Below are 21,942 nucleotides of genomic sequence, written 5' to 3'. Positions count from 1 at the left end.
TTCAAACAAGAGGAACTGGCTATGAAAGCAAATGTCATTCGCGCCTTTGGTGATACAAGTGTGTTTCAGACAACAGAGATAACAAACCCGACCATTCAACCTGGTCATGTTATCGTTAAAGTGGCTGATACAAGTGTCAATACGATAGATATGATGATTCGCAGTATGGGCGAAGCGCTGCCTTTCCATCCCCCTTTACCCGGTGTTTTAGGGATGGATTTTGCTGGTGTTATCACCGAAGTCGGTGAAGGTGTTACTCAGTTTTCTGTTGGTGATGAGGTCTATGGCTGTGCAGGTGGGCTTGGTGATTTACCCGGCGCACTGGCTGAATACATACTCGCTGATCAACGTTTGATTGCGCTAAAGCCAAAAAACTTGTCTATGCGAGAAGCCGCAGCCTTGCCCTTGGTTGGCATTACCGCCTTCGAGGGGCTAACTCGTGCTGGTATTGGTCAAAACGACAAGGCCTTGATCCATGGTGGTGCTGGTGGTGTCGGTCATGTGGCAATACAACTTGCTCGATATTTTGGTGCTGATGTTTTTGCCACCGGTACTGGTGAGACTCAGTCAACATTAATCGAAAAACTTGGCGCCACTGCGATAGATTATCGTCAAAAAAATGTTGATGATTATGTTGAAGAATACACCAGTAATACCGGTTTTGATGTTATTTTTGACACCGTTGGTGGGGCGAACCTTAACAACTCGTTCCAAGCAGCCAAACTCAATGGACACATTTCGACGACTCTAGCTTTACATGAACAAGATTTAACCTTGGTACACATGAAAGGGTTATCTCTAAACGTGGTGTTCATGTTACTGCCGATGATTCATAGTGTGAACCGCCAAGATCACGGTGATATCTTGGCAAAATTAACCGATATCGTTGAACAAGGACAACTCACCCCGATTGTTGATAGCAAAACATTTACCTTATCCGAAGCGGCACAAGCACATGATTACTTAGCCAGTGGTAAAGCTATCGGCAAAGTTGTTATTGATATCACCTAACCTAATAAGGCTAACTTAAATAATAACTAAAGTACCGCTCTTACTTTAAATCGGTGCTTTTTTCATTGCCTCTATCTGTAGTGGGGTAGCGTTTTTCAAAGTACTACTCATAAAACGTCGTACTAATTAATTTGCCAGTTGGTCTAAAACCCCCTACACTTCTTTGCCCTATGACTGTCCTTGGATACACAAGCCATGAACCGCAAGAAAAAAATCAATCAAATCCTAAAAGCCAAGAAAAAGAAACAAAATGCTAAGTTACACAGCAATAATAAACCGCGTTATATTTCTAAAGCAGAGCGTGAAAAGCAGTCATTAGAGCAAGGTGAAACGGTCGCTGTTGAGGACATGGAATAAGGCTGAGCACTCACCTCTGGGTAACACACTCAACATTGAGTAAGACTTTCAACGCTGAGTAAAAAACCAAAATGGTCAGTAATGTCGAGTGGAATGGCAGTCAACACGAGCCTTGCTCAGACTGCCACTGAAGATCAGACGTTCAGTTTACATATTGCAAACTTTGACGCTGAGCCGAAAAGAAATTGGGGAATTTCTGTTTTACATAACGCTGCTCGGCAACCATATCTTTAAAACTCAGCCCTTTGTCTAAAATGACCACGACTTCATTATCATCAAAGCGAAGTATCGAACCTTCAACCGCCACCTCGTTATCATCGTGCAAGGACAAGGTTGCTTTCATTTGTAGGCCACAATACAAATTGGCTGCCATTTGCCCCATCATGATACGCAAACCTTTTTCCGAACTTTCACACACTGAAAACTTTCGGTCTTCAAGTCGGATGACTGGGCGTGCGTGCTTTGGGTAACGCAAGCGAAAATATTGACGGCGCTGCGCACCTTGCAGACTGGTCATATCTCTCTCCATCGAAACATTTTGTTTATGAATTAATTAATAGCACATATCGACCCGATTTATCAAAACTTAACAATAAATTTTCACCTGAAATAAGAATGATCAATGAGTTAACCATTTATCAAACCAATAAACGTCCTTTACAAACTTAATTGAACTTGGTTGCGACCTTGTGCTTTTGCGAGATATAAAGCCTCATCAGCTCGCTTGATCACGTCACTATGTTGCTCAAACGCACGATATTCAGCAACACCGATACTCAAAGTAATCGTAAGGTTCACGATAATATCTCGGCTTTCTACCTGTTGACGCAATTTTTCGGCAACATCATAAGCCGTCGTTAATGACTGCCGGGGTAAGATAATCAAAAACTCTTCACCTCCCCAGCGACCAACGACATCAGACTTGCGCACATTAAATTGTAAACGTTGAGAAAGAGCTCGCAGCACTTCATCTCCAACTAAGTGGCCATATTGGTCATTAACTGTTTTAAAATGGTCAATATCCAAGAGTAAAACTGAGAAAGGTTGTTGGTAACGCTTATTGAGATCCAAGTGTTTAGCGATCGCTTCATCTAAACAAACTCGATTTGCCAGGCCGGTTAAAGGGTCTCTTCGTAATCCAACATAATTATCCTTTAATGCGATGAGCATAGTTCTAAACGAAAAAGCGAGAGCATTTATTTCATTTTTTGTTTTAGCGTTGGGGCAAATGTATGACGGCAAACGTTCAAATGAACTGAGCATCTGATTAATTTGTTGTTCTTTTAGAGCAAGTGAAAACTGACCTTCATCGCTTTTCATTATATTCATAGTCGTTTGAAGAACATCAAGCGGACGCAAAACCAAGCGCAACAGTAAATGATTCAATAGCCAAAATAACATAATTGAAAACGTCACAATGGCCATAATATAAATAAACATCGTATTAATGATCTGTTGCTCAAGTAGCATGATTGAGTAATCAATACGCCAAAAACCGACAAATTCGCCATAGGCAATAATTGGGCTAAAAAAGCATACCACAGGATGCCCATTAAAATTTTCCAGATGAATTGATGTCGTCGTTACGTCAATAGGCAAACGAGTATCAAAAGGCGTATTTTGGCTACTCTCTCCAACAGCAGATAATACCTCACCATCAGGGGCAAAAGCAGTAATCCCAAGAATTTGCGCGTTATCATCTAGGTTTACATGATCAATCACATGCCTTAGTGACATGTTAAGAGCCAGAGTCTGACGAGAAAACATTTCATTACCAAGAGCTTCGCTGCGAACTTGAGTTAGTTCAATGAGATATGATTCAATTTTTCTGATGGTGCCGTCACGGCGTGTTTGCTCATAGATGAAGAGGATGGTTCCAAATACCAATCCAATCGTCAAAAGTGTCATAATAACGGTAAGGTTAATACGGTAACGAATACTGGTTTCATTTTTCATTTTTGATTTTTGATTTTTGATTTAGCAAGACTCTTATTGACTAGTAACTGGGATCAATTTTGCTCAGTACTTGTGTTTTACCATCAGTAATTTTTATTATTAACATACCTTTGATCGCATCACCTTGTGAATCAAAAGAAATTCGTCCTGTCACGCCATCAAAATCACGAGTATTTGCCAGTTCATCTCTGATAACTTGTCGTTCAATTTTCTTCGCTCTTTTCATCGCTTCAAATAAAATCCAAGCAGCATCATAACCACCCGCAACATAATCCGTTATTTGATAGAACTTACCATAGCGCTCAACAAAATCGACTGACTTTGTATCTGTTAGGCTTTTATTCCAGTGGGAAGAGTAATACCCTTCATGGAGATCTTGACCACCATGAACAAAAAACTCTTTGTAAGACCAAGTATCTCCTCCTAATACTTTAGACTTAATTCCAGCATTTTGCGCACTTTTTACTATTTTTCCACTTTCCCCATAACCCGGAATAAATAAAATATCAGGAGATGATGCAGAAACTTTGGACAAGATATCATCAAGGTTATTTAAATCGGATTTGTAATTAATGATAGCTTTAATCTCGCCTCCCATACTGGCAAAATCCAGAGCAAATTGCTCAGACAAGCCGATACTGTAATCGCTGTTCGTATTTTGTAAAATGATAGCCGTTTGCCCTTGTAACTGGCTCCAAGCAAACTTAGACAAGAGTTTTCCTTGCCAAGTATCGGATACACAAGCACGGAAGATATAATCACCAATTGCGGTCAATCTAGGATTGGTCGAGTCGGGTGAAATCATGGGGGTTTGCATTTTTTGCAAATACGGCGCAATAGCTAAAGAATGGGTGCTCCACGATGCGCCAATGACAGCAAGCACGCCATCGGCAACAGCGCGTTGAGCGGCTTGCAGGCTCTGTATTGCATTGCTGTGGTTATCGTATTCTAGTAACTCGATGGCTCTTCCATGAATGCCACCGAGTTGATTGACCTCATCAACCGCAAAGCGAACCGCTTGGAACAAGACCATGTTTTCTTCTGCCGCTTCGCCTGTCTTTGCAAAGATAGCACCAATTTTAATAGTATTATCCGAGGCTTGAACTGCAAAAGACAAAAAAAATAGAATCAAAACTTTAAATGCTGTAAAAAATCCTTTCAAAACAGCACCTCACACTAGTTATTTGTTTATATACAAATTAACACAGTGAATAAGTATTGCCAATTTTTGAGCAGTCGGCTCATTAAAAACACCGTAAACAAGCACTTCTGTACAGTTCAACTGAATATAAAGAAAAAAGGCATGTTTACCTAAAATATAGAAATATTGAGTGACTAAGTATCAAAAAAACCATTTGAACGTTTTGCACAAATAAAAAAGCGGCAGTGTGATGAGCACCGCCGCTAGGTATTACCGTAAACCTTTTCGACAAAGAGTGATACCAACACCACTCATTGTTACGTTTATTATTGTTGACTATTGAAGCGCCAATCGTAACGTGCTTTGATAAGTGGGGTAAAGCTTGAACGATTTGCTTCTCTTAATGCTGCCTCTTTGTCTAAGCCAATATCTTTTAGCAAATAGTCTGGTAAATCCTTTAACTGTTTGCGAGTTTTGTAGTTTTGATAGGCCATCGCTAAGCTTGACCAGATTTTTTTGTGCCAATCCATTGGTACATGATGTCGAACAATCACTGTTTCATTGATAAGTTGCGTCATATATACCTCTATATTTTTAACCAACCCAAGGTTGGCTCTATTGTCAGCATTTTTATCCTTGATAACAAACGATAGTCATTAACACTGAGTTAAGGAAAACTTAAGTGAAAGAACGCATCCCACCCTTGCAAGGCTTGTATTATTTTTACATTGCGGCTGACAAAAACAGTTTCAAAAAAGCCGCGGAACATTTGTACGTGACCGCAGCAGCAATTAGCCAACAAATCCGACAGCTAGAGCGATACTTAGAATGTGAACTGTTTGTCAGAGAGCACAGAAAAGTCAAACTGACTCCTGCGGGACAAAGCTTGTACAGTGCGACCAAACTGGGGTTTACAGAAATCCACGATGCATTACGAAATCTTAACCAAGACCCAGCGCCAAACAGTTTGGCAATATCGGCTCACCCAACGTTTGCCCAGCATTGGTTAATTCCGAGAATTAAAGAATTTAGGACCCAAAACCCCCAACTTTCCTTACTTATTGACCCTAGCTATGCGCTGACCAACTTCCAGGACGAAGCCGTTGATATTTGTGTCCGCTATGGCGATGGCCGCTATCCTCACCTTGAAACCCAGTGGCTGATGGATGAAATTCTTTATCCGGTGTGTCACCCGAGCTACCAAGAAGAGCATCAATTATTTTCGCTCAGTGACTTAACTCGCGCTGAGTTAATCGAAGATCTTTATCCCGATATGACTTGGCCTCTTTGGTTTGAGCGTATGAACCTTTGCAGTGGGCAAGCCTCATTAAAATACGATGGCTCACAATTTGTGATGGAAGCGGCACTGTCTGCTCAAGGCGTAGCCCTTGTCAAACACAGTTTGGCTTATCGCTATTTACATCAAGGGCAATTGGTTCGCATCGGAAACAAAGCGGTTAAATCGAAATTCAGTTATTACTTGTGTGCCCCTAAAGGGACGTTTCACCGCGATAAAGTGAGACGATTTGTCGACTGGATGAGCGACAAAATTGTTCAATTTAAAAATGAAGATGGAGAACGTATTGATCTGCTGAACTTACCCAATGAACCCGAGTGTGTTATTGATATCTCAATTGATTAAAATGAGCGAGTAGTGATTGACACGCAACCTCAATACCTTTTTCTTCGATTTTGGATAGTGGCTTTAATAAATGCCAAGGAAAAAAGAGCCCTTTTGATCCTAAACGAACACCAACCACTTGGCCTTGATCTAACGCTCTAGAAACCGCCCAACGCGATAGAATACTCACTCCCTGTCCAGCACTGACTAATTCAATAATTGCATCGGTCATTTCCACAACTTGCAACGTCGTTGGCACAGCATCAGCAGGTTTAAAAAAACGCTCAAATTCGAATCCCATCATCTTGGTTAGGCTGTATGTAAGAAAGCGTTCTTTTTGGAGTTCGACCGCTTCAATATACGAACGGCTTGATAACTCGTGTCCCGGGCAAGTAATCAAAATTAGCTCGTCGTCAAACAAATGTTCGGCTTCAATGTCATTATCTTGATAATAACCGGGATACAGGAGTAAATCTGCGCGCCCGCTTCGCAATGTCTCAAGCGGTTGTTGTATTGCCGCAGTAACAAAATCAATGTTCAACAATCGATGGGATTTAGGAAGGCCTTGCACAAATTGTGCAACCCAGTGATAACAACTGTAATGAGCAACCCCTAACTTGACGGAAGGTACTTTATTTTCCGCAACATGAATGAATCGACTTTCTGCTTCAGACAAGGCTGGTAAATGCCTTTTGGCCGCTTGTGCCAATCCCTTTCCCGCCGGTGTAAGATGGAGTAAACGCCCTTCACGTATAAAAATAGGAAAGCCCAACCGACGCTCTGCTTCTGCAAGACGATGACTGAGTGCAGACTGACTGATGCCTATCTGTTCAGCCGCTTTGCTCTGTGTTCCCTGTTCGACGATGGCTTTGAGCAACTGCCAATGCTTAATATCCAGCCTCATGGTTGAAATTTTTTCATTGATTAACCCAATATTTCATTATTTTTATTCAAGTATTAATTTTAAACTTAGGGTATGTGAAAACAAAAATAAAGCGATTTTTTCATGCCTCAGTTATATATTTTGGGCAGTGCAATAGGTTTTGGACTGACGCCAAGCTTAATTCAAATTTTACTTCAGCAAAACTATAGTGCTGAAGTTCTGGCCTTTTTTCGTTTTGGATTACCGGCCTTGCTTTGTTTACCGTGGCTGTTGTCCAATCAATATAAAGTCGCAGAATTACTTCGAACACTATTGGTAGGCGCACTGTCAGGCATTGGTATGTTATGTTATTACGCGCTATTTTATTATGTACCCGCCTCCACCTTGATTCTTTGTTACTATTCGTACCCACTATTTTCGATGTTGATTGCGTACTTAGCTTTCGGCTCTTCCTTAACTCGTAATCGACTTATTTGCTCATTTTTGATCCTCGTCGCCATGTACATCAGTTTAAATGCTGAGCCATTTTCCTCCCTAGATTACTGGCAATGGGTTGCAGTATGGTTGCCTCCCATAAGCTTTGCCATTTTAATCAATTATTTCTCTAACCCTGTTGAGCCGATGAAACCCAAAGTAAGAATGGCCGCATCTTTGACTGGGAACGTCATTGTTTTGTTGCCTTTCATTGTTTGGCTCCAACCGATAAAAATGCTACCAACCAGCGGACATGAATGGCTCTGGGTTATACTGTTAGCAGGATTATCTGCTGCCGTACCTCAGTATTTATTTGCAAAAGGCAGCCAAAGCGCAGGACAAGAGCAAACGACGTTGATTGGCAGTAGTGAAATTGTCTTTGCCATGGTTTTTAGTCACTATTTTTTGAACACTCCTCTAACTAAAAACAGTATTTTGGCAGCATTGATCATTATCGCGGCAAGTTTAATTCGCTTGGAAAAAGGAAAAGCTTCTGTTTCACTCTGATGGTTAAGGAGGTTATCAAGGATCAGGAAAAAACTTGATAACCATGTAAAGTACACCTAGAACAACGGGCTAACGGCGAGAAGCTTAATACCAATCTAACTCAATAGCGGGTCACCCTAGCAGGTTAAAAAACTGATGGCGTTAAGAAAATAATGTGTAGAACAACGACTCACTGCCTTTTCTTACTTTGTTCTCAAGCTTTTTCTCTGCGCTATCATTGACCACATCTGAATCAGATTGGTATCACCCTGTTATCGAGTTTTAGAACGGTGGCGATGTCAATCAATTGCCCCATGAAAGTACAACGCTAAGTTTGCCTGATCATCAACTCAGGCGCTAACCTGACTTGCGCATTGATCGCTTCGACGGATGTTGAAGACCACATCTGTTTGAGGGTTTCCATCACTTGTAACGAGATCGCCTGTACCGGCTGTGCTACCGTTGTCAGTTGATATCCCGACCACTTTGCTTGAGGTATGTCATCGCAACCGACAATCGATAGACGTTGAGGGATCGCTATTTGATGAACTTGACGACAAGCATCCATCAGGCCCAGTGCCAAAGCATCGGAGGCACAAAATACGCCTTGCCATTGAGATAACCGTGGCGCATTTAACTTGCCAACATCATACCCAGCGTGGTAACTGTATCGCTGTGCCTGTAGTAAATCAGGAGAACGACCCGTTGCAGCGCTGACTGTGTCAGAGAATCCTTGCCAACGCTCATTCGACGCCGAGCCATCAACTCTACCAGCGATATACCCCAACTCGGTAAAACCTTTACTTAACAGATGATTGGCTGCAATAACACCCGCTTGATAATTATCGGTTTGCACCGAAGGGACTCGACCGCTCTCATCGGCTCGGCCGAGAGTTACTAGAGGTAAAGACAGTTGTAAACACTGCTCAAAACTCTCCACGGGCAAGGAGCCAACAATCGCAATGACCCCATCGACTTGATAACCAGATAAACGCAAAATGGAGCTGGCCAAATCGTGATGTTGACGAACATTCACCAGCACCGGCTGCTTCCCTTGTTGCTGTAAAGTATCCGATAAAGTCTCGAACAAAAATGATTGATAGGGGTTAGAAAAATCACTGACCAAAATAGCCACTAAATTGGAACGTTTATATTGCAACGGCGTACTTAATGTCCGCGCAAATAGATTGGGCTGATAACCCAACTTGTGCGCCGCCGCAATGATTGCTTGACGCTTTTTCTCATCAATACTGGCCCCCGGTGTCAACGCACGTGAAACCGCAGAACGAGAAACGCCGACGTAATTGGCAACATCTGCGGCAGTGATGTTTTTTTTATTTATTTTATTCATCGTTTTCTATTTGTTATATTAACTACGAAAACAGACAGCAAAACAAACCGATTTATTGTCTATTGCCACTGGTTCGTTAACTTACCCACTTGTCTAGTGGTGATCCTTTCGGCCATGCCCACATTTTTCCTGCCAACGTATTGCCAGAAAAACCGGCCGCAACATCCAGATTCACCTCCTGACAAATCAATTGTGCTGCACAGATATCCCAAAGGTGAACGTGCCCTAAATAGGCGCCATCAAGTTCGCCACACGCGACTTGTGTCAGTGACCAAGCCGCACTGCCACTGACTCGGATTTGATGACCTTGCTCAATTAGCCATTGTGTATGTTGCTGATAAACATCAGCCACTCCAGGTTGAAAGTTCAGATTAAGTCCCACCACTAATTCATTATGGCTCACTGATCGCGGTTTTAATGGCGACGTTAACCCACTTTGCTTCTCATACGCCCCCATATGGCGTACAGCATATATTACCCTCCCAGACACCGGATGAACTACAGCGGAAAGCAAGGTGCCATGTTGATCAACCAGCGCGACACTGATGACAAAATCGTGATGACCATATAGAAAATTCGTGGTGCCATCAATCGGGTCAATCACCCAGCACGGCGCATCAAGACTGCCGCCAAACTCTTCTCCAAAAAAGTGACTCCCAGGTAATAAAGTCTCGAGTGATTGGCATAAAAAGCGTTCGACATCGCGATCGGCTTCAGAAACCCAATCGTGATGCTGTTTGCTTTGTAACAACAAAGTATGACGTTTTTTGTACCAATGTATCGCTTTTTGTCCGGCCGCTTCACAAATCGATAAAAAGCCATCAACAAACCGTAAGGTGTCTTCGCACATTTCCCGTTCAGCAAGCTTATTTAACAAGGTCATTGAGCGCGTATTCATCATAACGCCGCCTTTGTCTTCGTGGTGAAGCCCAAACCATCGAGCGCTGGGCAAAACTGGACACGTTCATTTTCACTAGCTAATTGAACCCCCTTGTGCTCAGCGACTATAGCTTCGAGCTCTGCACGCCTTAAGGGGTTGGCGTGATACAAGCGCCATTCACTGCCTGATTTTTTCTTTAATTTTTCAATAGAACACCATGCGCCGTGACCGCTTTTCGGTATTAAATCGTCACATTCTACCCACACCCAATCACAGATACTGGCCAATTTTTCGCCTTCAGAAGACAAGATACCATCACCAGAATACAAAAGTTGCGCACCGGTATTATCTTTTATATACAAACCTAGATTCGATACTGAGTGAACGGTTTTGACGGTTTGAACTTGCCAAGGACCAATGAGGTCAAGTGCGTCACTGCTTATCATATTAATTGAGTACCCCAATACAGGCTTTGGCCAATGAGCATGTTGAATCAATGGCTCGATAATCGCTTGCTGTTGCTGTTGCACGTAAAGAATCAAAGGGGACTGACGCTGATAAGAGTCAAACCAGTTGAGTAATGTACTCAGACCAGCGCAATGATCGGGGTGCGTATGGGTAATGTAAATCGCGTCAATCTCCTCAACAGACATATTGCGACGAAAAATGGCGGCAGGTACGCTTGGGCCGCAATCGATTAACAATTGATAATCGTCTTTCTTAATCAATAAACTCGCGTTGGTCCTATGACCGTCATACGCATTTCCGACCCCTATGGTGTCCACTGTCAAAGTCATGACTGACTCACCTCACCTTTATGATCTGTATCAAGCTCAATACGAACTTGGTGTTGATCAAACCAATGCAGGATGGAACTCGCCAAGTTAAGTGGTAATTGATCGCCCGTCTCGTAGTGCAATGTACTTTCAACAATGAAGCCTTGTTCACCAAGCTGCCCGTAATACAATCGGGCGTGGCCAAGAGTTTCCACAACATCAATCTTCATATAAGTATCCGGAGTTTGCGCATCAACCACCACTTGATTTGGCCGAATCCCCACTGTGTGTGCGGCATCGTGATTTTGTTGCTCCTGAATTAACGCGCAGTACTGCTCTACCGCTAAAAAGTTCATGACTGGCGAGCCAATAAATGACGCCACAAATTGGTTAACGGGCTGGTTATAAAGCGCCTCAGGACTGCCTACTTGCTCAATTTTCCCTTGATTAATAACGACGATTTTATCGGCTAATGTCATCGCTTCGACTTGATCATGAGTCACGTAGATCATTGTTGATTCGAGTTTTTGATGTAATTGTTTCAAATATAAGCGCATTTCTGTGCGCAATTTTGCATCTAAATTAGACAAGGGTTCATCGAATAAAAATAATCTTGGCTCTCGCACAATAGCACGCCCGATCGCCACTCTTTGCCTTTGGCCACCGGATAACTCACCTGGTAAGCGATTTAAGAACTCGGTCAATTGCAAACTATCTGCCGTTTGTGCAACTTGTAACCTGCGTTGTTCTTTATTGAATCCCGCCATTTTAAGTGGGAAAGCCATGTTTTCTTCCACACTCATGTGGGGATATAACGCGTAAGATTGAAAAACCATGGCAACTTCACGTTCGCTAGGTGCCAAATCATTGAGCACGGTGTCTTCAAGTATGAGTTGCCCGCTGGTCACTTTTTCAAGCCCGGCTATCATTCGCAATAGGGTTGATTTACCACAGCCTGATGGACCAACAAAAACGACAAACTCGCCTTTTTCCACCGTTAAATTGACAGACGAAACCACGTTGCCTTTTCCATAGTTCTTTTCAATATCAATAAGTTGTAACTGAGTCATTATAGGGTCCTACTTCAATCCCATCGAAAATCCGCGCAATAAATATCGCTGCATGTAACCGGCCAGTGCCAGCATAGGTAATGAGGAGAGCAAACCAATCGCCATTAATTGCCCCCATTCGGTTCCATCTTCTGTAATAAAATTGGCGATAAACAAAGGAATGGTGAATTGTTCTGGCGTGTGCATAAATAACAAGGAAAACAAAAACTCGTTCCAACCCAATATCATGGCAAAAATCGAGGTAGCCACGAGCCCAGGGGCACACAATGGGAAAACAATATGGTACAAACGAGGGATGAGTTTGGCACCATCCATCATCCCCGCTTCTTCAATATCAATCGGAATATCACGAATGAAACCGAGTAACATCCAAATGCAAAACGGCAATGTATAGACCTGATAGGCCAAAATAAGTCCGATCTTGCTGTTGAGCAAATCAGCTTGATTCATCAATGAATACAATGGAATCGCAATAACAATTGGTGGCATCATTTTAATGATCAAAACCAAAAGCAAAAAGACATGATCAAACTTCGCCGGAAAGCGGTAGCGTACCAAGGCATACGCAGCCAAAAACGCGACTGCGACAGAAAATAAGGTTGCCGATATCGAAATGAAAATCGTATTACTGAGCAGCGTAAACATCTCACCCTGCCAAAGAGAAGCAAAAGCGCTAAGTGTCCAAGAAGAAGGCAATAACGCGGTATCTGCCTGTACAATTTCCTCTGCGGGTTTAAAGGCAGTACCAAACATCCACACGACTGGCAGTAAAAAAAGACCGGTAAGGAACCAAACAAAAAACATCTGTATTTTGGCTTTCATCGCTCACCTCCCCCCATAACTCGTTTGGCGTAAACTAAGGTCATCGCTAAAGAAATGACAATCATCACCACCGAGGATGCACTCGCTAGACCTAAGTCAAAAAAGCGAAAACCGTATTTATAGACAAACATGGAGAGCGTCTCTGTTGCATTGCCTGGCCCTCCCCCTGTTAACACGTAGACCTTATCGAACAGCTTAAAGGTATCAATGGATCGCAATAATAAAGCCAACAAAATTTGTTTTTGGATCAGGGGTAAAGTGATATACACAGTGGTTCGCCACCCGTTTGCACCATCGACTAAGGCCGCTTCACCTATGTCCTTAGGGATAGACTGTAATCCTGCTAAAATGATCAAAAATGCCATTGGTGTCCACTGCCAGGTATCCACTACTGCAATCGCGTACAACGCCAAATCTGGGTTAAATAACCACTCTTGTGCAGGCAGGCCTATTTTGACTAAAACCGCGTTGAGAAAACCAAAGTCATAATGATACCAAGAACGCCAAATCGCAGAGCAGACCAACGTCGATATCATCATTGGGTAGATGACAATGGGTAAGGCAAAGCGTCGTCCGGGAAAGTGTTGATTAAACAATAACGCCAATATTAAGCCCAATAACACCTGCCCACAGGATGCTACCAGGGTAAAGACAAACGTATTTTTAATCGCAACCAGGAAGAAAAAATCATTGAGTAGCAATGAAAAATTGTCCCACCCACTAAAGTGCAAGGTGCCCTGCTCATATTCGAAGAATGCGTTAAAAATGACGGAGACAATGGGATAAAGCGTCAAGAGTGCCAATATCATTAACGCAGGAATAAGCAAGCTAAAACCCTGCTTTACATCATTAAATTTCATAATTTCAATCTATTTGCTATCAGAATAGAAACCGCTTAACCCGTATGGCCTTGCGGATTGTAATACCAACCTGATTGAGTATTGGGTCAATGAAAGCGCTGGAAAAAGCTAGAGGATAAGGCAACCACTTTTCTTCTAAAGACAAGAATTTAAACCGTTACCCTACCAGTGATTTTCCTGACGATGTGCTCGAGTTCTTAACCAATAATTGAGTCAGATTGGTATTTTTAAATCCCTTTTCTAGCAGGGCTTACTTCAAGCGATTAATACGACGTTCTGCTTGTTGTAAAGCTTGCTCTGGTGACATTTGGCCAAGCATCGCTAATTGCAAAAAGTCACCTAAAATACTTTCTACTTGGGCCCAATTCTGAATTCGCGGCCTTGGCTTAGCACTTGCCAATGCCTGAGCTTGTTGTGGGTACCAGCGGTATTGATTTACCACTTGTTCGTCTAGGTAAACGCTTTGACGGGTTGGTGGGATACCAAATTCTAACGCCAGCGCTTTTTGAATTGGGGCACTGGTAGCAAATTGAATAAATAATTCCGCTTCTGGTTTATTTTTGGCATCCTTGGGGATAGCTAACTGCCAAATCCCTAACATAGGAGAAGGCTGACCGGTCTCTGCTGGCGGTGACATGATCTGTATGTCACCAACAACGTCCGATACACTCGAGTTATCAAGGTCTGGAATCCAAGCCGGCCACACTTCAATGGCCATAGCGACTTGATTTGTCTGTAACGCATTGCGAACTTCGTCAGCGTTGTACACATCCACACCTTTAGGGGCGTATTTCTTTAACTCAATAAAGGTTTTTAACGCCTGTAAGGCCTCTGGAGTATTGAGTGTTGATTGGCCATTGGCATCGACAACGTCCGCACCGTATCCCCACAAGATGGGTAAAAAGCCGGTCACAATAGGGTTGCCCTTCACGCCGCGAAAGACAACGCCGTGGTGACCTTCTTTTGCATTAATGATTTTTGCTGCCTCGAGTACCTCACTCCAATTGTTTGGTTGAGTGATACCTGATTGTGTAAACGTGGCTTTATTCCAAGCAAACATAGCAACGTTACCAACCATTGGCACTGCGTAAACTTGGCCATTGGGATCTGGATAACGCCCTATATCGAGTGTCGTGTCGATAAAATCTTGATTGCTCATAGAGGATGACAATGGGCTGAGCCATGACTGACTGAAAAACTCTGGTGCCCAGGTATCATCCATCATGATCACATCATAATTCCCTGTTTGCTCACGCATCGACAACACCACACTTTCATACAACCCCTTACCCGGTCTTTTCACTAACGTAATGTCGGTGTCTGGGTGGTCTTGTTTGTATGCATTAACAACGTACTCTAGCGCTTGGCCGTAACTGCTGTCTCGCCCCGCAATAGTTAACTCTGTCGCCCAAGTCAATGAGGATGTCGCGGCCAATACACTGGCTGCAACGGCAATTTTTTTAAACATGTTCGCTTCCCTTTTACAAAACAATTGCACACGCGTGCAAAGACTGTGTAAACGATAATCAAACCGGATGTCAGTTATGTTTCAGCGACATGAAATTTATGGTACAACTAAAAGTGATACCGCGGACAACCAACCACAAGCTAGCCGCTCTTTGAGCCTTGTTTGCCTATTATCACCAGCCGCGATGCACCTGTTAACGAACTTAATGGCTCCAAATGACTGAACTATTTAATAAATTTCCACCACACAACATCACTCAATCCAAAGATACCTTGTGCCAAAACCTGCTTATTCACCTAGAGCAAGAGCTTCCTGAATTGAGCCAACAATTACTGCCTGATCTTTCTTACATTGACAGCGAGGCGCACATTGTAGGGCAACCGAAACTCACCCTTGTTGAATGGCTAGAACACAATAAGTTTCGTCTGCATTATTGCGTTGATTGGCAATTTTTTCATGGCTGTTCTGATAAATCGGATCAGGGAGTGGTTCACGAAAAAGTGCGCTTTGAACTCCATGAAAATGGCACGATAAATATGCACTTCCCTCAGACAGATGCCCTCACCCTAGCAGACGAGTTGTAAAGCCTACACATAACTCCTTAGTGCTGACTCATCTCGGTTAACGTCGTGGTGTAGACGAAATGGGAGCTCAATTTCACCTTTCTACTCACTCTATAACGGACCTAGATAGGACGGGAGTTGAAAAAAATGCTTACAAGGACTACTCGCTATAAAACGGTGGACATTATATGATTCTCTAGCAAACTTTAATTTGCTTCACTGGTAAAAAAGGATAGAGAATCAATGCTTTCGTCATTGCACACTTGGTTAACCGCCATTAATAACAACAAACACTTTCAAGCGATTACGGTCTCGGTGATCATACTGGCCGCTTTGTCCATTGGAGCGAACACGTTTGAGCTACCAAGTAGTGTGCGCCTCACCATATATTGGCTCGATCAATTTATCTTAGTGTTCTTCTTAGTTGAAATTGTAATTAAGTTTTTTTCATATCAAAACAAAGCCGATTTTTTTAAAAGTGGCTGGAATTGGTTTGATACCCTGATAGTAATAGGCAGCTTGGTTCCAAGTGCTGGCCAAGGTATTTTGATTGCTCGCTTGCTACGCGTGTTTCGAGTGTTGCGCTTGGTCTCGGCTGTACCTCAATTGAAACTGCTGATCAATGCGTTATTTAAAGCAATACCCAAGATGAGCTACATCGGCGTATTAATGTTTATTATTTTCTACATCTACGCCGTTATTGGCAGTTTAATTTTCTCAGCCATTAACGAAGTGCTATGGGGGGACGTATCGATCTCAATGCTAACCTTGTTTCGCATTGCCACTTTCGAAGATTGGACTGATGTCATGTATGAAACCATGGCGGTTTACCCATTAAGTTGGATTTACTATTTAACGTTTATTTTCTTAACTGCCTTTGTCTTTTTAAATATGATGATCGGTGTTGTGATTGAAACCATGACAGAAGAGCACGCCTCTGCTGAGGCCGAAAAAAAAGCCGCTAAGGATACTACTGCTCTTACGTCCTCCGCTCAAAAATTTGCCACTCACGAGCAAGTGGAGGCATTGCAGCATGAGATAGCGGAAATTAAAGCATTGCTCAAGCAATCTCAATCGACGAAGTGATCATATACCAATCTAACTCAATAGCGGGGTAAAACTCGATAACCTCGTTAAAAAATCACTGGTAGAATAATGACTCGCTGTCTTTTCTTACCTGTTTTTCACGTTTTTCCCTGCGTTATCATTGACCAGACACTTAATCAAATTGGTATTACCTCTAAGCAAGACACACTGCCGTCATAATACGAAAAAGCCACTGCATCCGGTTATCGAGACAGTGGCTTTTGGGCTGATTAATTTATCTGCAATGGCCTCTATAATTTAAAACTAGGCCTCACCGGTAGTTAAAGGCAATAGTCAATCATATCCTCAACTACGCCTAATGTCATAACACAGGATCAGTATTCAAGGTTCATCTTTCAAACGCAGCAATTGTTCCGTGAATTCACAAAACCCGTAACCGCCAGAATGTTGCATCACCACGCTAGGATGAGCCGTCAGTTGTAACCAATATTTTTTGATGTTGGCGACACCTACCGTTTTCGATAAAGTCGCAAACATCGCCTGATCATTCAGTGAATCCCCGATATAGCAACAGCGCGTATCAATTTCTTCGTCTTTTAGCCCTTGCTGAGATAAAAAATCTAATGACGTCACTTTTTTTGAGTGCTCGCCATACCAAGCATTGATATGGATAGAACTGGCCGTGGCATGAGCCCCGGTTGCTCGTATTTTTTCAACCACTTGTTTAACAATGTCTGGATCGACTTTCGAACGATTTTGACCAATATCGATGGCGACTTCACACAAACGATACGCTTGATCAAGTGTGAGTTCTAATTCGCAATACTCTGACAAAATATCGCTCACTTCTAGTTTTAATTGCTGTTGTTTTTGTCTCATTCCGTCGATATCAACCGCCGATGATATCGTCAAAGTACCCGCTTTTTTCTGCATAATAAAAGCGCCATTTTCGCCAATGACAGCATCAACAGGCCAAAGCTGAGCAATGTGATCACACCAACCAGCACAAGCTCCCGTTACCGCGATGACCTTGATCCCCGCTTGCTGTAATTGCGAAAGTGCAATAAGAGTTTCGGGTGGTAGCCTTCCTTGGTAAGTCAGAGTGTCATCGACATCCGTTAACACCCAGTCAATGGTCCGCCAATTCTGTGGCAAGGTCGAATGGTTTACTTTTGCTGTCATTGTGTTATTTAGGTCCAAAATAGATAAAAAAATCAAACTTATACGGTCATTATGTTCGCATAAGCTTTTGAAGTAGTTTATAGTAGCCAAATCATGATGACTTTGGTTGTTGTGGTGTCTTGTGGAGTCAGTTCTATGCTTGGGAACGCTCCTTTAAATCAGCCCCGCTCGTCGGGGCTTTTTTAATTTAATCACACCAAGATGACAGTCATGATAGGGTTCAGTCGGCTTTATTTGTAGATTCAATTGCCATATCGAAAAAGCACCTTACCCAAAAACAGTCCGCACGTCTTAATGTATGGCTGGCTTACCGTCCCCCTGTCACTCACTAGATTTTTCTGAGCCCCCACAATAAATACATTCCACCAATCAATGAAGCCACAATGCCTGCCGGGATGTCTTCTGGATATAATATTTGACGTCCTATCCAGTCAGCACACAACATGACCGTCATACCAAGTAATGCCGCACCGATTAAATGATCACGCGCACGAGAAAAACCAAGCGCTCTTGCCATATGAGGCGCCATAAGACCAATAAAACTCAGTGGGCCAACCACCAAGGTAGCGGAAACGGTAAGCAGTACTACCAGCAGGATGATGCTCAATCTTGCAAAACCGACAGAGATGCCAACCGAAGAGGCGGCATTCGCTCCCAAAGGAAGAATATCCAACCATCGACAGGTGACAAAACTCAATAACGTCAGTACCAATGACACGAGTACTAAAATCGGTAGTATTGACTCAGTAACAAAGTAAGTCGAGCCAGACAGCCAAGCCAAAATTTGATATGCACGAGGATCTCCCCCGGCGAAGATAAAGGCTTGACAGGCATTCATCAAAGCGCTAATCGATACCCCGGTGAGTAACACGCGCTCTGGCTGAAACCCAGATCGCCGATTTACCACAACCACAAGAGCAATAGCCAACAAAGCGCCAATGACACCACCACCTAATACCGTCAGTTTTGATGAGCCATAAGTGATCAGTGTTGCAACCATAGCCCCCAAAGCAACCCCAGAGCTTATCCCCATGATCTCAGGACTGGCCATTGGGTTCGCGGTCAATCTTTGTATTAAGGTTCCGGCCACGGCCAGTAAAAGCCCTGATAGCATTGCGGCTATCAAGCGGGGCACTCTCCATTGTAACAACGACCAGTCACCACTCAGCACGAGCCAGTGCCAACCACCCGATTGTTTTGAAACCGTGCTAAACACGATCAACAACACCACTAAAGTTATCGCTATACCAAAAAAAACGTGTTTCGAATCGACCTTGTTGTCGGGCATTGAAGAAATACGAGGCGCCTGATTTTGCGGTTGAAGTGTTAGCTTAGGTAATAACCACAATAACAATGGCGCACCCAGTGCTGCCGTGACAATACCGGTTGAGATAAAAGCGGCGCTTTGCACCGGCAGCATTTGAACCAGTAAATCTGTGACGGATAACATTAAAGCGCCAAGTATTAGCGACAATAATGCTCTCGATTTAAGCGAACTTACCCCCATAGCACGTGTCATTGCGGGGGCTGCTAGCCCGACAAATCCAATAACGCCGACTTTCGCTACGACCCAGGCCGTTATCAATACCGACAGTGTCAGACACATTAAGCGCAATTTAGCCATGGAGACACCGAGGCTTTTCGCACCAGATTCACTCAATGCTAGTAATCTAAGTGGTTTGAGCAACAAGAACGCCAACAGTATGACTCCAATTAAGCGCCAAGTCAGATAGCTCACATCTTGCCAACCACTTTGAACAAGTGAGCCTGCCCCCCATACCATAAGTCCGGCCAGTTTTTCCTGATTTAGCAATAATAAAACCGTACTTAACGCGCCGAGATAAAGATTCACAACCAAGCCCGAAATAACGACCACAATTGGCGACAAAGACCGGCGCCAAGATAAGGCCAAAACGACCAAAAGCGTGGCGGTTGCGCCAAACACTGCGACCATTGGCTGAGAAAATGTCATCAAGGAAGGAAAATATAAGGTCGTTACCATCATGGTAAAACTTGCCCCATTAGCCACGCCTAATGTTGCCGGTGAGGCTAAAGGATTTCTTAGCACTTCTTGCATCAACAGACCTGCCATGGCTAAGCCAGCGCCAACGATAAGCGTGATGAATAGTCTCGGCCACCATGTTAAGTGTAATAAGACCGAATCAGGGTTACTCCAATCCAATTCCCATAAACTGTCCCAGACCAAAGACCAAGATGCCACTGGAGACAGTTGCAGTACTATCACGGCAATAAACATCACAACGGCCGCAAGGCAAACACCGAGTGTCAATTTATTCATTTGTGTTTTCCCATACTTTATTTTCTTGTGTGAGAGCACGGGTCAGTTGTTCGGCAAATCGCATCACAGAAGGGATAGAGCCGACACTCCAAGTGGCAGGAAGGGATAACATCGAGTGCCCGGTAGTGCGAATGATGTATTGCCAGTATGGATCGCGTTCGAGCTGTGCGCTTACTCCGATAGGGAGGGGATCAATAACGATAATTTGACCATGGATGCCTTGCAGTTGTTCAATACCTACCAGGGTATAGCCCCAATAATTGCTTTCTTTTTGCCACGCGTTTTTCACCGCTAATTTGTTTAACGCGATTTGGTAAGCGCTGTTTTCGCCATACACTCGAACGTGCTTGCGATCCATAAACTGCACTAAAAGAACCGCTGATCTATTGTTTGATAGGCGATTGGCAAGCCGTGATAAGCGTTGCTCGCTATTGACAATCAATTGCTGTGCTTTGGCTGTTAAACCTAAATCTTGGGCCATTGCTAGCGTAAAATTACGGACCGTTTGCCAGTTGACCTTTCCTTCTTGACGAGCCGTTAAAACCCGTACCTTAGCAATCCTTTCTAACTGAGTACGCAGAGATAAAAAACGCGAAGACAAGTAAATGGTGTCGAGATCCAATTCAATTAAACGTTCAATATTGGGTTGACTGCGAAGGCCAATATCAACGGTCTGCTCGGGGATGGCCGGATAACCAACCCATTGCTTATAGTCGTCCACTTTTGCCGCTGCTGCAGGTACGATACCAAGCGCTAACAGAGTTTGAGTCTGTGCCCAGTCTAAAGACATGACACGCTTTTCATGCCCACTAATGTCAACGCTAGCGCTAACATAAAAGGCAAAACTAAGGCAAAAAATGCCGCCCAAAGCCCGCAAGTATTTTAACATGGCATCGCCACTGGATAACCCGCAGGATGTTGGCAAATACGCATATTGACATTGTAAATCTGACTTAGGACCGACTCGGTAAAAACGGCTTTTGTCTCACCATTAACAATCGTTTGACCCTGATGCAAAGCAATGATGTGGTCACAAAACCTCGCCGCCAGATTAATATCATGAATAACAATAATAACGCCAATTCCCAACTCTACTGATAAGCGTTTAATAAGCGTAAGTACATCAACTTGATGACCAATATCTAACGCTGACAAAGGCTCATCGAGCAGTAAAAAACGACTTTTTTGGGCCAGCAGCATCGCTAGCCACACTCGTTGTCGCTCACCGCCTGACAAGCTATCCACTCGGCGATCTCCAAACTTATCGGTATGGGTTAACTGCATCGCTTCATTGATACACTTGTGGTCTTGTTGACTTAAACGGCCTAATAAACCATGCCATGGGTAACGACCAAAACTGACGACTTCTTTAGACGTTAGCATGTCACTGGTCGGAATGGTTTGTGGTAAATAAGCAACGTGCTTTGCAAAGTGTTTGTCAGACCATCGAGTCACCGATTGGCCATCAATCAAAACATCGCCTTGTTGATGAGCCTGCTGTTTAGCCAACAGTTTTAATAACGTTGACTTACCAGAACCATTATGACCCACCAGAGCGTATATCTTGCCCGCTTCAAATTGCATAGAAAAATCGTGTAGCAATGCTCTGTTTTCGACTTGGTAGGTCAGTGATCTGGCCTCTAACATCCCACCCTCTCAGTGAAGTTGATCAATAAAACGTGCAAAGAATTTACC

22 protein-coding genes are annotated in these 21,942 nt (G+C 43.3%); 6 read left to right on the top strand and 16 right to left on the bottom strand.

The window, feature by feature from the left end; all coding sequences use genetic code 11:
- The first annotated feature begins 21 nt into the window (after window positions 1–21).
- Together AB0763_RS06240 and AB0763_RS06235 are read left to right on the top strand one after the other, a co-directional pair.
- The gene (locus tag AB0763_RS06240; RefSeq protein WP_306101598.1) at window positions 22–1,011 is read left to right on the top strand and encodes a zinc-dependent alcohol dehydrogenase family protein; all 990 of its coding nucleotides are present in this window, start codon (window positions 22–24) and stop codon (window positions 1,009–1,011) included.
- Window positions 1,012–1,206: 195 nt separating this feature from the next.
- The gene (locus tag AB0763_RS06235) at window positions 1,207–1,368 is read left to right on the top strand and encodes a DUF2986 domain-containing protein (RefSeq protein ID WP_306101754.1); all 162 of its coding nucleotides are present in this window, start codon (window positions 1,207–1,209) and stop codon (window positions 1,366–1,368) included.
- 142 nt (window positions 1,369–1,510) lie between these two features.
- Here AB0763_RS06235 and AB0763_RS06230 read toward each other — a convergent pair whose 3' ends face one another.
- The 4 genes from AB0763_RS06230 to AB0763_RS06215 all read right to left on the bottom strand — a co-directional run bounded on the left by AB0763_RS06230 (window position 1,511) and on the right by AB0763_RS06215 (window position 5,043).
- Entirely contained in the window at window positions 1,511–1,885 is a 375-nt protein-coding gene (locus tag AB0763_RS06230; protein WP_306101599.1) for a PilZ domain-containing protein, read from the bottom strand.
- 140 nt (window positions 1,886–2,025) lie between these two features.
- Entirely contained in the window at window positions 2,026–3,324 is a 1,299-nt protein-coding gene (locus tag AB0763_RS06225) for a GGDEF domain-containing protein (protein ID WP_306101600.1), read from the bottom strand.
- A 40-nt stretch (window positions 3,325–3,364) separates the two neighbouring features.
- A complete protein-coding gene (locus AB0763_RS06220) occupies window positions 3,365–4,486 on the bottom strand; it encodes an ABC transporter substrate-binding protein (protein ID WP_306101601.1) in 1,122 nt (373 codons plus the stop codon).
- Window positions 4,487–4,791: 305 nt separating this feature from the next.
- Window positions 4,792–5,043: a DUF1127 domain-containing protein gene (locus AB0763_RS06215; RefSeq protein ID WP_306101602.1), complete on the bottom strand. Its 252-nt coding sequence runs from the start codon at window positions 5,041–5,043 to the stop codon at window positions 4,792–4,794.
- 104 nt (window positions 5,044–5,147) lie between these two features.
- On the opposite strand from AB0763_RS06215, the gene AB0763_RS06210 reads away from it, so the two are divergent.
- Window positions 5,148–6,107 carry a LysR substrate-binding domain-containing protein gene (locus AB0763_RS06210; RefSeq protein ID WP_306101603.1) on the top strand — a complete coding sequence of 320 codons (960 nt, stop codon included), beginning with the start codon at window positions 5,148–5,150 and terminating at the stop codon, window positions 6,105–6,107.
- Here AB0763_RS06210 and AB0763_RS06205 read toward each other — a convergent pair.
- Window positions 6,085–6,990 carry a LysR family transcriptional regulator gene (locus AB0763_RS06205; RefSeq protein ID WP_306101604.1) on the bottom strand — a complete coding sequence of 302 codons (906 nt, stop codon included), beginning with the start codon at window positions 6,988–6,990 and terminating at the stop codon, window positions 6,085–6,087. The genes AB0763_RS06210 and AB0763_RS06205 overlap by 23 nt on opposite strands.
- A gap of 102 nt (window positions 6,991–7,092) precedes the next feature.
- Here AB0763_RS06205 and AB0763_RS06200 point away from each other — a divergent pair, with 102 nt between their 5' ends.
- Entirely contained in the window at window positions 7,093–7,950 is an 858-nt protein-coding gene (locus AB0763_RS06200) for a DMT family transporter (protein ID WP_306101605.1), read from the top strand.
- 307 nt (window positions 7,951–8,257) lie between these two features.
- Here AB0763_RS06200 and AB0763_RS06195 read toward each other — a convergent pair whose 3' ends face one another.
- The 7 genes from AB0763_RS06195 to AB0763_RS06165 all read right to left on the bottom strand — a co-directional run bounded on the left by AB0763_RS06195 (window position 8,258) and on the right by AB0763_RS06165 (window position 15,156).
- A complete protein-coding gene (locus AB0763_RS06195) occupies window positions 8,258–9,280 on the bottom strand; it encodes a LacI family DNA-binding transcriptional regulator (RefSeq protein WP_306101606.1) in 1,023 nt (340 codons plus the stop codon).
- A 76-nt stretch (window positions 9,281–9,356) separates the two neighbouring features.
- On the bottom strand, window positions 9,357–10,181 hold the full coding sequence (locus tag AB0763_RS06190) for an inositol monophosphatase (protein ID WP_306101607.1): 825 nt from the start codon (window positions 10,179–10,181) through the stop codon (window positions 9,357–9,359).
- Window positions 10,178–10,957, bottom strand: a complete 780-nt coding sequence (locus AB0763_RS06185) for an MBL fold metallo-hydrolase (protein ID WP_306101608.1) — start codon at window positions 10,955–10,957, stop codon at window positions 10,178–10,180. The genes AB0763_RS06190 and AB0763_RS06185 overlap by 4 nt, the downstream gene beginning before the upstream one ends.
- On the bottom strand, window positions 10,954–12,006 hold the full coding sequence (locus AB0763_RS06180) for an ABC transporter ATP-binding protein (RefSeq protein WP_306101609.1): 1,053 nt from the start codon (window positions 12,004–12,006) through the stop codon (window positions 10,954–10,956). The genes AB0763_RS06185 and AB0763_RS06180 overlap by 4 nt, the downstream gene beginning before the upstream one ends.
- A gap of 9 nt (window positions 12,007–12,015) precedes the next feature.
- On the bottom strand, window positions 12,016–12,828 hold the full coding sequence (locus AB0763_RS06175; RefSeq protein WP_306101610.1) for a carbohydrate ABC transporter permease: 813 nt from the start codon (window positions 12,826–12,828) through the stop codon (window positions 12,016–12,018).
- Window positions 12,825–13,688, bottom strand: a complete 864-nt coding sequence (locus AB0763_RS06170; protein ID WP_306101611.1) for a carbohydrate ABC transporter permease — start codon at window positions 13,686–13,688, stop codon at window positions 12,825–12,827. Before AB0763_RS06170 ends, AB0763_RS06175 begins: the two co-directional genes overlap by 4 nt.
- Before the next feature lie 250 nt (window positions 13,689–13,938).
- Complete coding sequence (locus AB0763_RS06165) at window positions 13,939–15,156, bottom strand: extracellular solute-binding protein (protein WP_306101612.1); 1,218 nt, start codon at window positions 15,154–15,156, stop codon at window positions 13,939–13,941.
- Between the two features lie 215 nt (window positions 15,157–15,371).
- Between AB0763_RS06165 and AB0763_RS06160 the strand changes: the two genes are divergently transcribed.
- Window positions 15,372–15,740, top strand: coding sequence for a hypothetical protein (locus AB0763_RS06160; RefSeq protein ID WP_306101613.1), 369 nt, complete (start codon window positions 15,372–15,374; stop codon window positions 15,738–15,740).
- 222 nt (window positions 15,741–15,962) lie between these two features.
- Complete coding sequence (locus tag AB0763_RS06155) at window positions 15,963–16,805, top strand: ion transporter (protein ID WP_306101614.1); 843 nt, start codon at window positions 15,963–15,965, stop codon at window positions 16,803–16,805.
- A gap of 342 nt (window positions 16,806–17,147) precedes the next feature.
- Here the strand turns inward: AB0763_RS06155 and AB0763_RS06150 are convergent, their stop codons facing one another.
- The 4 genes from AB0763_RS06150 to AB0763_RS06135 all read right to left on the bottom strand — a co-directional run bounded on the left by AB0763_RS06150 (window position 17,148) and on the right by AB0763_RS06135 (window position 21,894).
- A complete protein-coding gene (locus AB0763_RS06150) occupies window positions 17,148–17,948 on the bottom strand; it encodes an HAD family hydrolase (protein WP_306101615.1) in 801 nt (266 codons plus the stop codon).
- 328 nt (window positions 17,949–18,276) lie between these two features.
- The gene (gene fhuB / locus AB0763_RS06145; protein ID WP_306101616.1) at window positions 18,277–20,247 is read right to left on the bottom strand and encodes a Fe(3+)-hydroxamate ABC transporter permease FhuB; all 1,971 of its coding nucleotides are present in this window, start codon (window positions 20,245–20,247) and stop codon (window positions 18,277–18,279) included.
- Window positions 20,240–21,037, bottom strand: a complete 798-nt coding sequence (locus AB0763_RS06140; RefSeq protein ID WP_306101617.1) for an ABC transporter substrate-binding protein — start codon at window positions 21,035–21,037, stop codon at window positions 20,240–20,242. Before AB0763_RS06140 ends, fhuB begins: the two co-directional genes overlap by 8 nt.
- Window positions 21,038–21,129: 92 nt before the next feature.
- The gene (locus AB0763_RS06135; RefSeq protein WP_306101618.1) at window positions 21,130–21,894 is read right to left on the bottom strand and encodes an ABC transporter ATP-binding protein; all 765 of its coding nucleotides are present in this window, start codon (window positions 21,892–21,894) and stop codon (window positions 21,130–21,132) included.
- Window positions 21,895–21,942 lie beyond the last annotated feature (48 nt).

The sequence above is a fragment of the Vibrio sp. HB236076 genome, from assembly GCF_040957575.1.
Lineage (GTDB): Bacteria > Pseudomonadota > Gammaproteobacteria > Enterobacterales > Vibrionaceae > Vibrio.
The sequence above is the reverse complement of the archived record's forward strand: the minus strand, read 5'-3'. Positions and strand labels throughout refer to the sequence as shown.